Consider the following 15,526-nt stretch of genomic DNA (forward strand, 5'->3'; position numbering starts at 1 on the left):
TTTATAAAAGGAGATAGTAGTCTTATGGAAAATAAAGAAAACTTATATGATGTTAAAATAGCAGGTTCAGGAACAATTTCACCAGGAGAATATAACAATGTTAAGGTATCAGGCTCTGGTCAAATTTTGGGAAATATAAAGGCTAATGCAGTGAAAACAAGTGGAAGCACAGATGTTAAAGGAGATATAATTACAAAAGAAATTAAGTGTTCAGGTAGTGTGGTATGCGATGGAAATGTAACATCAACAGAAACATTAAAAGTAAACGGATCAGGAATATTTAAGCAAGATTTAAAGGGGAAAGAGATAGTTTTAAATGGAGGATGTTCAATTCGTGGTAATGTAAACTTTGAAAAGATGATAATAAGAGGTGGATGCAAAATTGATGGGGAATGTGAGGGAGAAGATTTTTATAGTATTGGAAATATATATATGGAAAATCTTTTGGCAGCTGATAAAATAACAATACTTCCAGAGGGAGAGTCATATATAAAAGAAATTGGAGGAGAAGAAATTACAGTAAAAGCTGAATATAGGAAAAAATTTATGTTTTTTAAATTTTCTATTAATTCAGATGGATTCTTAACATGTGATATTATTGAAGGAGATAAAATATCCTTAGAAAACACAAAATGTAAAATTCTTAGAGGAGATGATATTACTATAGGAAAGGGATGTGAAATAGAGAAAGTAGAATATACTGGTGAATTAAAAATAACAGATGAAAAAAGCACAGTAGGTGATAAGGTATGCATGAAGAATTAATTTCAAAAAAAGATTTATTAGCTTTAATGGGAATATCATATGGACAGTTATATAGATGGAAGAGAAAAAATCTAATTCCAGAGGAATGGTTTATAAAAAAGAGTGTTTCTACTGGACAAGAGACATTTTTCCCAAAGGAGAAGATCATAGAAAGAGTAAATACCATAATAGAACTTAAAGATGATGCCTCTCTAGATGAATTGGCAGAGAAGTTCTCTAATGAGATCAAAAATATTTACCTAAGACGAGAGTATATAGTGGAACGTAACATTGTTTCAGAGACAATTTTAAACATGTTTGATGCTTTTGCAGGAAGAGAAGAAAATTATAATGAAGTTACTTTGTTTACTTTATTAATATATAAGGACTTAATATTGAGTGGTCTTATTAATGGAGATGAAGCAAAAAATATTGTTCTTGCCCTAAAAAGGGAGTATGGAAGAATTGAAGATGAAATGACTTTAATAATAAAAAGAAAGTTAGGGGTGTGTTTTTATTATTTAGTCAATGAGGGCAAAGAGATAAACCTAGATGAAATAGCTGTGGTAATACAAAAAATAAATTTAGATAGAGTAAAGGATATGGTTAAAAAGTATAGTTTGATTAATTAAATTTATTGTAAAAATTCTAGATAAAGTTAAAAAATTTAATAAACCATAGTATTTTACAGAAAAATCAAGAAAGAATGATAAAATATATATAGAGTATTTGGAATAAAAAGGTATTTGGAGGGTGAGAATTTATGAGTGGTCATAAGAAGAAGGGTACTCTTATGAGTAATTTAAAGTATGTCTTGCAATATGCTTGGCAACAGGATAAAATAGTATTTTTACAATGTGCTATTTACACTATTCTAGCGCCAGCAGTTACTTTTTTAGGTATATTTTTACCTAAATTTTTGATTGATGAACTTATGGGTCAGCAGAGAATAGAAGTTATCTTAATAATTTTAGCTAGTTTTTTTGTTCTATCATCAATAGCTAATTTTATTGTTACATGGCTTGGAAATGCATATTATCCAAGAGTTGTTAAGCTTAGGATGGATTATGTCTCAAGGATAAGTGAAAAAGTAATGAGAATGGATTTTAAAAATACTGAAGATCCAGAGGTATTAAATAAAATAAAAAGTGTATATAATGCGGTTAGTAACAATAATACTGGGGTAGAGGGAATATATCATTTATTGTTAGGGCTTTGTGGTAAACTTACTGCTTTTATTGGATACATTTCAATATTATTCTTCTTAAGCCCATGGATTTTATTATTTTTAATGTTAAACGTTTTAATAAGTTATTATTTAACATTAAATGTTAAGAAATATGAGTATAGTCTAAAAGATGATGTGGCAGATAAGGATAGAAGAAGTTTTTATGCCTTTGATACTATGTATGATTTCTCATATGGAAAAGATATAAGAATATATAATTTGAAAAATCTTTTAGTTAAAAAGTTTAAAAAATTTAGAGGTGCGAGATTAGATATTTCTAAAGCTTTAAGAAAAAAAGAAATAAAAGCTAAGTTAGCAGATGTTGGGCTTATTGTAGTAAGGGAATCTGTTGTTTATGGTTATTTAATATATAAGGTATTATTTGCTGCTATGACTATTGGAGATTTTACAATGTATTTTTCAACAATAAGTGGCTTTGGAGATTGGATGAAAGGTATATTAGAGGATTTTGCTAATATCAAGGCTCAGAGCATGTATTTAGATGATATGAGAGAATTTCTAGAGATGAAGGATAGTGCTGAAGTAGAAAATCCAATAGAGGTTCCAAAAGATGATTCTTATGAGATAGAATTTAAAAACGTAGCATTTAAGTACCCAAGAACAGAGAGATATATTTATAAGAATCTTTCTCTAAAAATTAAAAAAGGACAAAGACTTGCTATTGTTGGAATTAATGGAGCAGGAAAAACGACTTTTGTTAAGCTTTTATGTAGACTTTATGAGCCCACAAGCGGGGAAATATTAATAAATGGAGTTAATATAAAGAATTTTTCAAAGGAAGAATATTTTAAGATTTTATCTGTAGTATTTCAAGAAATCAAGACATTTGCATTTAGTGTTTCAGAGAACGTATCTTTAAAAGAGGCAAAAGATACAGATAGGAATAAGGTTTTAAAATGCATAGATAAAGCTGGAGTTAAAGAAAAGATAGATTCACTTGAAAAAGGCATAGATACTTCTCTTTTAAAAATATTAGATGAAGAGGGAGTAGAACTATCAGGAGGAGAAAATCAAAAGTTAGCCTTAGCAAGAGCTTTATATAAGAATGGGAAAATAGTAATTTTGGACGAACCAACATCAGCCTTAGATGCTGTAGCAGAATATAATATCTATAAGGGTTTTGATGAGTTAATAGGAGAGAAAACAGCAATTTATATATCACATAGGTTAGCAAGTACAAAATTTTGTGATGTTATAGCCTTCTTTGAAAATGGAGAGGTTGTTGAATATGGAACACATGATGAACTTTTAAGTGAAAATGGAAAGTACAGTGAGATGTTTAACATACAGTCTCAATATTATAAAGAAGAAAGTGAGGCTTTAGCATAATGAAAAGGAAAGAAAAGTACACTAGTGATTTATATATAATAAAATATTTCTTGAAAACAGCACATGGCATGTCAAAAACTTATTTGCCTACATTGTTCTTTTCATCATTTTTTGCTGCGGCAGTTCCTTTCTTAAATATAATAATGCCAAAGTATATTATAGATGAATTATTAGGGGCTAAAAGAATAAAGGTACTTGTTTTTTTAGTATTGGCAACAGTAGTAGGTAATGGAATATTAAATGCTATAAATAGAATCTTAGAAAATAAATGTGCCTTTAAAAATGAGGAAATAGTTGCAGGTTTTGATTTGCTAATAGGAAAAAAGGTTATGGATATGGATTTTGAAAATATAGAAGATCCAGAAATGCTTAATTTGAAAGAAAGAGCCTTATTTCCAATAAGAAATCAGGGAGCTATTTGGCAACTTATATTTACTTTATCAAGTATATTAACTGAAATGATTAAAATCGTAGCTTTAATAGGATTAATCTTAACTTTAGACTGGATTATTATAGTAATAATAGTTGGAATAGTTCTTTTAAATACCTTTGTTTATAAGAAATCTCAAAGATTACAACACAAGTTTTATGATATGTTAATTCCACTAAACAGGGAGTATGGATACTATATAAATACAGTAAATGATTTTGGAGCAGCAAAGGATATAAGACTTTATAATGTAGCACCTCTTTTTGTTAATAAGATAGATAATTTCAATAAAAACAGCATGAGCATTTGGTCTAGAATGTTTAATAAACTAGGTGTTTTTGAAGGATTTAATCAAGTAGTAGTACAATTACAAATGCTTATAGTTTATGGATATATAACTTACAGAGTTTTAAATAAAAGTATAGGTATTGGTGATTTTGCAATGTACACAAATGCAGCTATAAACTTTAGCACATCAATTTCTAACCTTTTTAAAAACTATGTGACAATAAGACAAATGTGTAGATACCTTCAAGCTTATATGAAATTTGATAGTGTAGAGTCAAAACAAGTTAAGAATGGTAAGCATATTGAAAATTTAGAAGAGGCAAATATAGAATTTAAGAATGTTTCATTTAAATATCCAAGAAGTAAAGAATTCACTTTGAAAAATGTTTCAATTAATATAAAAGAAGGTGAAAAGCTTTCAGTAGTTGGATTAAATGGAGCCGGTAAAACAACTTTTATAAAACTTTTAGCAAGGCTTTATGATCCAACAGAGGGAGAAATTCTACTAAATGGAGTGAATATAAGGGAGTATGATTATGATGAATATATGAAACTTTTATCTGTGGTATTCCAAGACTTTAAGCTTCTATCATTTTCAATTAAAGAAAATATAGCATTAGATAAGGTTGAAAATGTTAAGGATGAGGATATAGAAGAGGTTTTAAGGAAAGGTGGATTTGAAAAAGATTTAGAAAAGCTACCTAAGGGAATATATACACCTATATACAAAAACTTTGATGAGGGTGGTATAGAATTCTCAGGAGGACAAGCACAGAAATTAGCCATAGCTAGAGCTATTTACAAAGATGCACCAATAGTAATCCTTGATGAGCCAACAGCAGCCTTAGATCCAAAAGCCGAGCATGAGATATATAGTAAGTTTAATGAGCTTATAGGAAAGAAAACTACAATATATATTTCACATAGATTATCTAGCTGTAAATTCTGTGATAAGATTGCAGTGTTCCATAAAGGAAGACTTATTCAATATGGTACACATGATGAGCTTGTAAAAGATAAAGGCAATGAATATGAGGTTATGTATAGTGCACAGGCTCAATATTATATTTAAATAAGGCCTTAAAAATATATAGAAATTTAATGTTTAAGACTGTATCTAAGATATAGAACTAATTTTATAAAAGTTAGTCTATTACAATAAATGCAGTCTTTTTATTCAAATAAATAATTAGGTTCCTTTCTTAAGCTTATCTTAATTTTTTTAGGTTAAAATTGACTAAGTAAATTCTATATGATATTTTAAGGAAAAGTTAACAAATTTTATAAAATTTAAACTTTTTAATAAGTTGTCATAAAAATAAATACGAATAAATTAAAAAGGGGGATGTTAATGAATAGAAAGCTTAGTAATAAAGCAATTAAATCTTGGGTAATATCTAGAAGTATTGCTCTAATAATATTATTAATTATATACATAGTAGCAATGGTTATTCTGCCTAAGTTTAATTTTCAGGGATTTAATTGGTTTATAAATAAATTTAGTACACCAATAAATATAGTAAGTTTAATAGTAATATTATTAACTGCTGTAAGTGCATTTATTGAGCCATTTTTTGAGTATAAGCAATGGAGCTATAGAATAAGTGAAGATGAAATATTTTTTACAGAGGGAATCTACTTTAGGAAGAGTGTAACAATACCTATTGTTAGAATACAAAATATAAATTTAAGTGAAGGACCAATTAATAGTTATTTTAATTTAGCTACTGTTAAGATAGGAACAGCTGGTGGAAGTTATGATATTCCTAATATCGATAAAGATGAAGTGGAAAAGATTAGAGCGTTTTTAAGTAAAAAGATAAATGAAAATGTAAGGGAGGAACTTAAGGGTTAATTATGAGTGAAGAGTTGAGTAGTAAAAAAATAAATCAATCTAATAATTATGAAAATCCTTTACATAATAGAGAAATAAAAATAAAAAATAATTGGAAAAGTTTGATTTATAGCTTGCCTAAATCAATAATAAATATTTTAGTTTTTTGTTTAGTAACAATAGCATTTTCTAAAAATAAGGCTTGGTATATTATTGGCATTGTTATCTTACTTGATTTAGTTTTTATGATAATTGAGTGGAATAAAACTTTTTTAGTTATATCAAATGATGAAGCTAAATATCATAAAGGCATATTATCAAAGAAGACTCTAATAATACCTAGAAAAAATTTGAAGTCAATGGATATATCTCAGAATCTAATAGAAAAAATTTTAGGTTATAAGGTACTTAAAATAGAAAGTTCAGCTAAGAATGCAGGATTAGAAGAAATTAAGTTTATGTTTTCTGATAAAGAAATAGAAATTTTAAAGAACTTTGCTTTTTCAGGAGATAATGAAATTTATGATGAGAAATTAGAAATTTCTGAGGCGAGTTTAGTATTAAATAAAAAAGAGCCTATAGAAAATAGTAATTGTAATAATACTACATCTGAAAAACAATACGAAAGAAAGTTTGAAAATAAAAAGCTAATACTTTTTGGTTTTACTAGCTTTAATTTATTTGTAGCATTAATATTTATTTTTAATGGAATAGACTATTTAGAAAAGATAGTGACTGTTAATTTTTTAGATAGTTTTTTCTCAAGAGTAGAGCAATATACTTTTTCTGCTGGAATCATAGTAGTTGGATTTATAAGTTTAGTTGGAATATTATTAGGACTTAAACTTATAGCAACAATATATTATTTTATAAAATATTATAATTTTACTATTTCTAAAAGTGGTGAGAACATAAAAATAAAGTATGGGTTACTAAGTACTAAAGAATTTTCATTTAAAGAAGATAATATTAAAATGATAAAGATAAAATCTAATCCAATTAGACAGCTTATTAAAAAGTATGAAGTGAATTTAACTTTAAAAGGATATTCTGGAGACGGAAAAGATCGTGTTTTATTATATCCATTAGGAGATTTAGAAGAAGTACAAAATTTAATTGAAGAACTTATACCACAGTGGAAAGTAGAAGGTGATGGAGAAGGAATAAAACATGGTAGAATAACCATGATAATTAAGCCAGTATTAGGTATTCTTTTTACATCAGTCATTGCTTTATTAATTTTTAAAACACCATGGGTAATGTTAATAAATTTACTTTTATTAATAGTAATACCTTCTGCAATTTTGAAAGTAAAAAATACAAATTTAAAAGTTAAAGACAATAAGGTACGGGCAGTTACTGGTGGATTCTTTAGAACTATACACATATTAAAGGCAAGAGATATACAAGCTGTGAGTTTCAAAGATAATCCTATACAATCAAACTTAGGAGTAGGAAAAATTATTATAGATTACTATAGTGAAATAGTTGAGGAAGTAAAGTTACCTTATATGAAAAAAGAGTTCGTTAATGAAATATTAAATGAATCATACAAGAAGTCTTTAAAAGTAAATGAAGTAAAGGATGCTAATTAGCATCCTTTTTATTATATTAAAATAGGCTCTGTTTTAAGTGAGTGTTGATTTTAGCTGGCCCCTCAGACTTACTTAATTTCGCAAAGAGTTTCTATTATCTATTCCAAAATAATAGCTAAGGCTTTTAAACTCGCTATCGCTCAAACAGAAAAAGCCTCTTAACGCTATTATTTTTCCATAGATGATGAAACTCTAAATTGCTCATTAAGATAGTCTTACGGTTCTATCTAAAATCAACACTAGTTTAAAATATAGCCAAAAATAAAAGGTGACTATATGTTTAATTATATTGAACAATATTAATATGAATTTATTTAGTTATACATCTATAAATATAGATGTATTATTATTATTATAGTGTGTTGTGATACAACTTATATTAATAAATTATATTGACATATATCGATATTTATAAATATAATGAATGAAGGATTACTTTGTGTTAGGATGTGTATAGTTATGGAAGATAGATTTGAAAAGAATTCAAGAGTCTTCAAAGCTTTAGGAGATTCAAATAGATTAAGAATATTAAATTTATTATCAGATGGAGAAAAGTGTGCTTGTGAAATACTTAAATGTTTTGATATTTCTCAGTCAACATTATCTCATCATATGAAGATTTTAAGTGAATGTGGGTTAGTTAAATCTAGAAAAGAAGGAACTTGGAATCATTATAGTCTTAATTTAAACAATGCCAATAGAGCAATACTATTCTTTATGGATGTAATAACTTATTCAGATATGGAAAAATGATGTGGGATAATATAATGAAAATTTGGAATTAACAATGTTTTTAAGTATTTATATTTAATAGAAGAAGATTAAGGGGGATTATTATTATGAAAAAAGTAGCATTTGTATGTGTTCATAATTCTTGTAGATCTCAAATGGCAGAGGCCTTTGGAAAGGTAATTGGATTAAATGTTTTTGAAAGTTATTCTGCTGGAACAGAAGAAAGAGATAAGATAAATCAAGATGCAGTTAGAATAATGAAAGAAATAGGAATTGATATGGAGTTAACTCAAAGACCTAAATTATTAGGTGAAATTCCAGAAGTAGATATAGTTATAACTATGGGATGTAATGTTCAGTGTCCAACTTTACCTTGCAAACATAGAGAAGACTGGGGATTAGAGGATCCAACTGGTAAAAGTGATGATGATTTTATATATACAAGAAATAAAATAAAGGAAAAAGTTGAAGAGTTAGTATATAGAATAAAAAATGGACAACTTTAATAAAGAGGTATTTATGAAAATAAGTATTAAGCTTTTGGTTCATAAAAATCTATAAAGTATGTGAAGAGAATATCTGTATGAGCTTTAGAATTTAAGTAATCATGGAAAGAAATTTATGTTAAGAAGCTGAGACTGTTTGACCGAAGGAATTTCGAAGCTTTAATAAATTTATTGTAATGATTTCTATAAATTCTTAGTGAAATACAGCTGATTCTCGGAACATATTTATAGATTTTATAATTATAAAAAGCTTAATAAATTTTTAGGAGAGTAATATGAAGAAAGTAGATTTAACTAAGGGAAAGGTGTTAAGTGTACTTACCACTTTAGCACTTCCAATTATGGGGAGTTCATTTCTTCAGTTTGCATATGGACTTATAGATATGTTTTGGGTTGGAGGTTTAGGAAGTGGTGCTGTAGCAAGCATTGGTTCTTCAAGCTTCTTTTTAGGACTTGGATATTCTATAAATGCTTTAGTAGTGACTGGGACTGGAATAAAAGTTTCTCATGAGGTAGGAAGAAAAAATGAAATAGAAACAGAGGATTATATAAGAAATGGTCTTATTATGAACTTTGTTATAGGTATAATATATACTTTAATATTAGTTATATTTGGAAAGGGATTTATAGGTTTTTTAAATTTAAATGATCCAATAGTAGAGAAGGACTCATATATATACTTAGCTGTAAGTGCTCCAGTATTATTCTTTAGCTTTTTTAATTATCTTTTCACAAGAATATTAGCTAGCTTTGGTAATAATAAAGTAGCTTTAAAAATAAGTGCTATTGGAATAATTCTAAATATGGTATTGGATCCGATTTTAATATATATATTTAAAATGGGTGTCTTTGGTGCAGCAGTTGCAACATTATTAGCTAATATGCTTATGTTCTTTATGTATCTGTATCATGGAAAAGGAATATTCAAAATAGATTTAAAGAAGAAAATAAATTATGAAAAAGTAAGAGAAATAGCTAGACTAGGATTCCCTATGGCATCTCAAAGAGTACTTTTTACTTTAGTAAACATTATTTTAGCTAGAATAATAGCTAGTTTTGGGGCTGATGCTATAGCAGCTCAGAAAATAGGATTACAAATAGAGTCAGTAAGTTTCATGGTTGTTGGAGGATTAAATGGAGCCATAGCAGGCTTTACAGGGCAAAATTACGGAGCAAAGAAATTTAATAGAGTAAATGAAGGATATAAGAAGGCTTTATTCTTAGGATCAATATATTCAATACTTATTTCGGCTATATTTATATGTATTCCTGGAGCTTTAGTAAGGTTATTTGTTAAAGATGAGGCTACAATTATAATTGGAAGTAGTTATTTAAGAGTTTTAGGTATAGTTCAAATATTTAGTAGTTTTGAAATGATATCAAATGGAGTTTTCTCAGGATTAGGGCTTCCTAAAATACCATCGGCTATAAGCATAATATTCACCATGTTAAGAATACCTATAGCTTTAGTTTTAGTTAACTTCTTAGGTATAAATGGAGTATGGTGGAGTATAGCCATATCAAATATATTAAAAGGAAGTATATCTTGTTTAATTTATAGATTTAGGATTTATAAAAAATATATTTTATGTAATGAAAAATAATGTTTTGATATTTAGATATGTTTTAAACTAGTGTTGATTTTAGACAGAATTGCTCATTAAGTTAGGTCTAAAAATTTAGCTAAAAATCAAAATTTACTTAAAATAGAGTCTATTATTTAAATTGAACTGTATTAAAGTATTTATTTGTTAAGATGCTTTGATGCAGTTTTTTTAATATAATGTAAATAGAAATTATATTAAAAAATATAAAATTACAAATAATAATTAAAATAAAGAAGAAGTTTAAATAAGATGAAGCAAGAGAGAGTTTTAAAATTTGAACTTTTTGTGATATTCTAAGCTTATAAATAAAGTGGAAGGATGAGTTAAATGAAGAAAATTCTTATAATTGAAGATACAGATACAATAAGAGAAGAGCTTACAAAACTTCTTACTAGATATGGATATGAAGTTTTAGCTCCAACAGATTTTGAAAACATATTAGAATATGTTAAAGAAAATAATGCAGATTTAATATTATTAGATATAAATTTACCTTATTTTGATGGATATCATATCTGTAGAGAAATAAGAAAGGATTCTAATGTACCTATAATAATAGTTACAAGCAGAGATAGTGATATGGATGAAATTATGAGTATGAATTTAGGTGCTGATGATTTTATAACAAAACCTTATAATACTCAAATATTATTAGCTAGAATAGCATCTTTACTTAGAAGAACTTATTCGCTAGCAGAACAAGAAGTTTTAACTTACGGAGATTTAAAGCTTAATTTATCTAATGGAACAATTTCTTGTAAAGGAAAAAATGAGGAATTAACTAAAAATGAACTTAAAATATTAGCGTGTCTTCTAAAAAATAAAGGAAATGTTGTTTCAAGAGAAGATCTTATGGATTATATGTGGAACTCTGATATTTTTGTAGATGATAATACTCTATCAGTAAACGTAACAAGACTTAGAAAGAAGCTAGAGGAAGTTGGAGTAAAAGGTGCTATAGAAACTAGAAGAGGATTAGGATATATTATGCCATGAAGCTAAGAGAATACTTTGAAGATAAATTATTTTTTATAATTTCAAACTTTATAATTTTTGCTACTATAGCAGTTTTATTGTTCATAGGTAACATTGGCTCAGGAATAATATTTTTAATATCATGTTTTTGGTTTATTCCCCTTTTTACATATATAATTTTAGATTTTTATAAAAGTAAAAAATTCTATGATAATATAACTAATGCTTTAGATAATTTAGATAGGAAATATTTACTACCAGAAGTAATAGAAGAACCTAATTTTTATCATGGAAAGTTCTTATATGAGGTATTAAAGGAAACTGATAAGGATATGCATGAACAGGTTAAGAAATACAAACTTGAACAAAAAGAATATAGAGAGTATATAGAAACTTGGGTTCATGAAATAAAAACTCCAATAGCATCTACAAGGCTTATTTTAGAAAATAATGAAAGTAAGATGAGCGAAACTATTAAAAAGGAAATTAAAAAAATAGAAGAGTATATAGATCAAGCATTATATTATGCAAGAAGTACAGATGTTAGTAAAGACTACATTGTAAGAGAATTTTCTTTGGGGAAAAGTGTAAGAAATGTAATCAAGAAGAATTCTAGAGATTTTATAAATAAGAGAATTGCTATAGATTTAGAGGACTTAGATTATAATGTTTATAGTGACGAAAAGTGGGTTGAATTCATAATAAATCAAATTATAAACAATGCAATAAAGTATAGTTCAGAAAATAGTAGAGTTAAGGTATCAGCGAATGAGTTTAAAAACAGTATAATTTTAAAGATTAAAGATAGTGGTGTTGGAATACCTAACAGAGATTTAGGAAGAGTTTTTGAAAAAGGTTTTACAGGAGAAAATGGAAGAAGATTTACTAAATCTACAGGAATGGGATTATATCTATGTAAGAATCTTTGTGAGAAGTTAGGGTTAGGTATTAAAATAAATTCAGAAGAGAATGAAGGAACAGAAGTAAGTATAGTCTTCCCTGTAGGAAATGCTTTAATGGCAAAATAAAATATGTGTTTATTAAATTTAGCTTTGTTTTAAGTTAATTTTGAGTTTAAGATTACATACAGATTTAAAAATGCTATAAAGAAATCTAAAACTTATAATTTAATTAAGTTTTAATTTAAGAGTATGATTAGTTTAAATATAGAAAGCTAATTATACTCTTATTATTTATATATTATTGATAACTGCAATAAAATTTTTATATTAATTTTATTTTAGTATAGAAGTCTTACAAAATTGTAATGTATATGAAAGATAAATAAATATGTGATTTTCATTAAAGAAGATAAAATAACATTGTAAGATGAAATGAGGAGGAACAAGATATGAAAAATATTTTAAGTGTTGAAAATATAGAAAAATATTATGGAAATAAAGATAATGTAACAAAAGCTATAGACAATATAAGCTTTAAGGTTGATAAAGGTGAGTTTGTTGGAATAATGGGACCATCAGGAAGTGGTAAAACAACATTACTTAATTGTATATCAACTATAGACAATGTTACTACAGGAAATATAATTATTAATGGAAAAGATATTACAAAATTAAAATCAAAGCAATTAGAAAAGTTTAGAAGGGATGAGTTAGGATTTATATTCCAAGACTTTAATCTACTAGATACATTAACATCATATGAAAATATAGCTTTAGCATTAACTATACAAGGTAGAAAACCAAAAGAAATAGATATTCTTATTAAAAAAGTTGCAAAAAGCTTAGGGATTGAGGAAATATTAAATAAGTTCCCATATCAAATATCAGGTGGACAAAAGCAGAGAGTTGCTTCAGCTAGAGCAATAGTGACAAATCCATCATTAATATTAGCCGATGAGCCAACAGGAGCATTAGATTCAAAATCAGCAAGAATGCTTCTTGATTCCTTTGAAAATTTAAATAAAGAGTTAGAAGCTACAATACTTATGGTAACTCATGATGCTTTTACAGCAAGTTATGCTCATAGAATTTTATTTATAAAAGACGGAAAGATATTCAATGAATTAGTAAGAGGAACAGATTCAAGAAAAGAATTCTTTGACAGAATTATTGAGGTTATAACACTTCTTGGAGGGGATGATAGAGATGTATTTTAAGATAGCTTTAAACAATGTTAGAAAGAGCTTTAAAGATTATTCAATATACTTTCTAACATTAACTCTTGGAGTATGTATATTCTATGCATTTAACTCCATAGGAGATCAAAAAGCCTTTACAGAATTAGGATCAAGACAGGCAGAATATATAAAAGTATTACAGAGTTTAATATCTGGAATCTCTGTATTTATATCTTGTGTTTTAGGTGGATTAATTCTTTACGCAAATAACTTTTTAGTTAAGAAGCGTAAAAAAGAATTAGGTATATATATGACACTTGGTATGGGGAAAAATAAGATTTCAAAAATACTTACATATGAAACAGCTTTAGTAGGAATTATATCTCTAGTTGTAGGTTTAGGAGTAGGTATAATAGTTTCTCAAGGAATATCTGCTTTTGCAGCTAAGTTATTTGAAGTTCCACTAAGTAATTATAAGTTCTTATTATCAACTGATGCTATTATAAAGACTGTTTTATATTTTGGGATAATATTTATCTTAGTTATGCTTTTTAACACTGTTGTAATTTCAAAGTATAAACTTATAGACATGTTAACAGCAGCTAAAAAGAATGAGGATATGAAAATCAAAAATCCTATATTAACAGCAATAATCTTTTTATTATCTTTAGGATTATTAGGTAGTGCCTATGGGTTAGTAATTAAAGTTGGTTTAAATCCAACAGATAGTATGTTCTGGGGATCAATAGCTTTAGGTGTTTTAGGAACATTACTATTATTCTTTAGTTTAGCAGGATTTGTTTTATATGTTGTTCAAAAGAACAAAAATGTTTACTTAAAAGGATTAAACATCTTTGTATTAAGACAAATGAATAGTAAGATAAATACTAACTTCTTATCAATGACAGTAATATGTCTTATGTTATTCTTAACTATAGGAACATTATCAACTGGTTTAAGCTTCAAAAATGCTTTAGAAAAAGGATTAGAAGCTACAACTCCATTTGATGCATCAGCTCAATATTTTCCAGATAAGGCTGGTAATATAAAAACTGCTGAGCAATCAATAAAAGAGTTAGGATTTAAATTTAATCCAGAGGATAAGATTGTTTCATATAATGAATATGATTTAAAAGATACTAATTTAGGAAACTTATTAGATAAAAATGCAGAAGATAAAAATACAAAAAGTTTAGTGACAACAGTTAGTGATTATGGAGTAAATGCTATAAGTATAAGTTCATATAATGACATAAGAGCTTTAAAAGGAGAAAAACCATTAAACTTAAATAATAATGAAGTATTAATATCATCTAATTTTACTAAATTAGAAAATACTTTAAAAAATATAATTGAAAATAATAAAAAAATAGATATTAATGGTAAAGAATATACTATTGCAAATAGTTCATTAACAGGGAAAAATCAGGCTATAGAGGAATCTCTTGAAAGCACAGGAATGGCAAGTAATTTCCTTACTTTAATAGTACCAGATGATGTTGTTTCTAATTTAGAGCCTTTTTCAAGTAAAATTAATATAAACTTCCCTAATAATTCAAAAGAAGAAGAAAAAAGAGTGCAAAAATTATTCAGTGATTACAGAGATGGAATTATTGATACAGACCAATATGGCTTTGTAAATGGATATACAAGAGATCGTATATATGAAGAAAATAACGGTGTGACAAATACAATATTATTCATAGGAATATATTTAGGAATAATATTCTTAATATCAAGTACTGCAGTACTTGCACTTCAACAATTATCAGAAGCTAGTGATAGTGTTGTAAGATACAAATCTTTAAGAAGAATTGGTGTATCTCAAAAGATGATAAATAAATCAATATTTACACAAGTAAGTATTTATTTTGGATTACCATTAGTTGTAGCTTTAGTTCACTCAGTAGTTGCAATAAAAGTGGTAAATGGATTCCTAACTATGTTTAATAAACCAGATATAGGAGCATCATCATTAGTAACTGCTTTAATAATGGTAATTGTTTATGGTGGGTATTTCTACGCAACATATACCGGGTATAAAGCAACAGTAAAGAATGCTCTAAAACAAAAATAATAAGAAAAGCCAATAAACTTACTTATAAAATAAAGAAGCTTGAATTGTTTAATTTGAGCTTCTTTTTATTTTGTGAAAAT

The 15,526-nt window shown here is 26.9% G+C and carries 13 protein-coding genes; all 13 read left to right on the forward strand.

From position 1 onward, the window contains the following. Nucleotides 1–24: 24 nt before the first annotated feature. The 13 genes from AC2A4K_RS05400 (at nucleotide 25) to AC2A4K_RS05460 (ending at nucleotide 15,446) form a co-directional block, all read left to right on the forward strand. Complete coding sequence (locus AC2A4K_RS05400) at nucleotides 25–765, forward strand: bactofilin family protein (protein WP_322503988.1); 741 nt, start codon at nucleotides 25–27, stop codon at nucleotides 763–765. After that, complete coding sequence (locus AC2A4K_RS05405) at nucleotides 750–1,376, forward strand: DUF4004 family protein (protein WP_322503987.1); 627 nt, start codon at nucleotides 750–752, stop codon at nucleotides 1,374–1,376. Before AC2A4K_RS05400 ends, AC2A4K_RS05405 begins: the two co-directional genes overlap by 16 nt. A gap of 131 nt (nucleotides 1,377–1,507) precedes the next feature. Beyond that, nucleotides 1,508–3,322 (forward strand): ABC transporter ATP-binding protein, encoded by a 1,815-nt coding sequence (locus tag AC2A4K_RS05410; protein WP_322503986.1) that lies wholly within the window; start codon nucleotides 1,508–1,510, stop codon nucleotides 3,320–3,322. Next, nucleotides 3,322–5,112 carry an ABC transporter ATP-binding protein gene (locus tag AC2A4K_RS05415; RefSeq protein ID WP_322503985.1) on the forward strand — a complete coding sequence of 597 codons (1,791 nt, stop codon included), beginning with the start codon at nucleotides 3,322–3,324 and terminating at the stop codon, nucleotides 5,110–5,112. Before AC2A4K_RS05410 ends, AC2A4K_RS05415 begins: the two co-directional genes overlap by 1 nt. Nucleotides 5,113–5,391: 279 nt before the next feature. Next, entirely contained in the window at nucleotides 5,392–5,895 is a 504-nt protein-coding gene (locus AC2A4K_RS05420) for a PH domain-containing protein (RefSeq protein ID WP_322503984.1), read from the forward strand. 2 nt (nucleotides 5,896–5,897) lie between these two features. Further along, nucleotides 5,898–7,469 carry a PH domain-containing protein gene (locus tag AC2A4K_RS05425; RefSeq protein ID WP_322503983.1) on the forward strand — a complete coding sequence of 524 codons (1,572 nt, stop codon included), beginning with the start codon at nucleotides 5,898–5,900 and terminating at the stop codon, nucleotides 7,467–7,469. 459 nt (nucleotides 7,470–7,928) lie between these two features. Next, complete coding sequence (locus tag AC2A4K_RS05430) at nucleotides 7,929–8,222, forward strand: ArsR/SmtB family transcription factor (RefSeq protein WP_322503982.1); 294 nt, start codon at nucleotides 7,929–7,931, stop codon at nucleotides 8,220–8,222. A gap of 86 nt (nucleotides 8,223–8,308) precedes the next feature. Beyond that, on the forward strand, nucleotides 8,309–8,707 hold the full coding sequence (locus AC2A4K_RS05435) for an arsenate reductase ArsC (protein ID WP_322503981.1): 399 nt from the start codon (nucleotides 8,309–8,311) through the stop codon (nucleotides 8,705–8,707). A gap of 275 nt (nucleotides 8,708–8,982) precedes the next feature. Further along, nucleotides 8,983–10,311 carry an MATE family efflux transporter gene (locus AC2A4K_RS05440; RefSeq protein WP_322503980.1) on the forward strand — a complete coding sequence of 443 codons (1,329 nt, stop codon included), beginning with the start codon at nucleotides 8,983–8,985 and terminating at the stop codon, nucleotides 10,309–10,311. Nucleotides 10,312–10,641: 330 nt separating this feature from the next. Further along, nucleotides 10,642–11,310 (forward strand): response regulator transcription factor, encoded by a 669-nt coding sequence (locus AC2A4K_RS05445; RefSeq protein ID WP_322503979.1) that lies wholly within the window; start codon nucleotides 10,642–10,644, stop codon nucleotides 11,308–11,310. After that, nucleotides 11,307–12,317, forward strand: a complete 1,011-nt coding sequence (locus AC2A4K_RS05450; RefSeq protein ID WP_322503978.1) for an ATP-binding protein — start codon at nucleotides 11,307–11,309, stop codon at nucleotides 12,315–12,317. The genes AC2A4K_RS05445 and AC2A4K_RS05450 overlap by 4 nt, the downstream gene beginning before the upstream one ends. A 323-nt stretch (nucleotides 12,318–12,640) precedes the next feature. After that, nucleotides 12,641–13,408: an ABC transporter ATP-binding protein gene (locus tag AC2A4K_RS05455; protein ID WP_322503977.1), complete on the forward strand. Its 768-nt coding sequence runs from the start codon at nucleotides 12,641–12,643 to the stop codon at nucleotides 13,406–13,408. Further along, nucleotides 13,398–15,446 (forward strand): ABC transporter permease, encoded by a 2,049-nt coding sequence (locus AC2A4K_RS05460; RefSeq protein WP_322503976.1) that lies wholly within the window; start codon nucleotides 13,398–13,400, stop codon nucleotides 15,444–15,446. Before AC2A4K_RS05455 ends, AC2A4K_RS05460 begins: the two co-directional genes overlap by 11 nt. The last annotated feature ends 80 nt before the right edge of the window (nucleotides 15,447–15,526 follow it).

This window comes from Clostridium sp. LIBA-8841, from assembly GCF_057782475.1.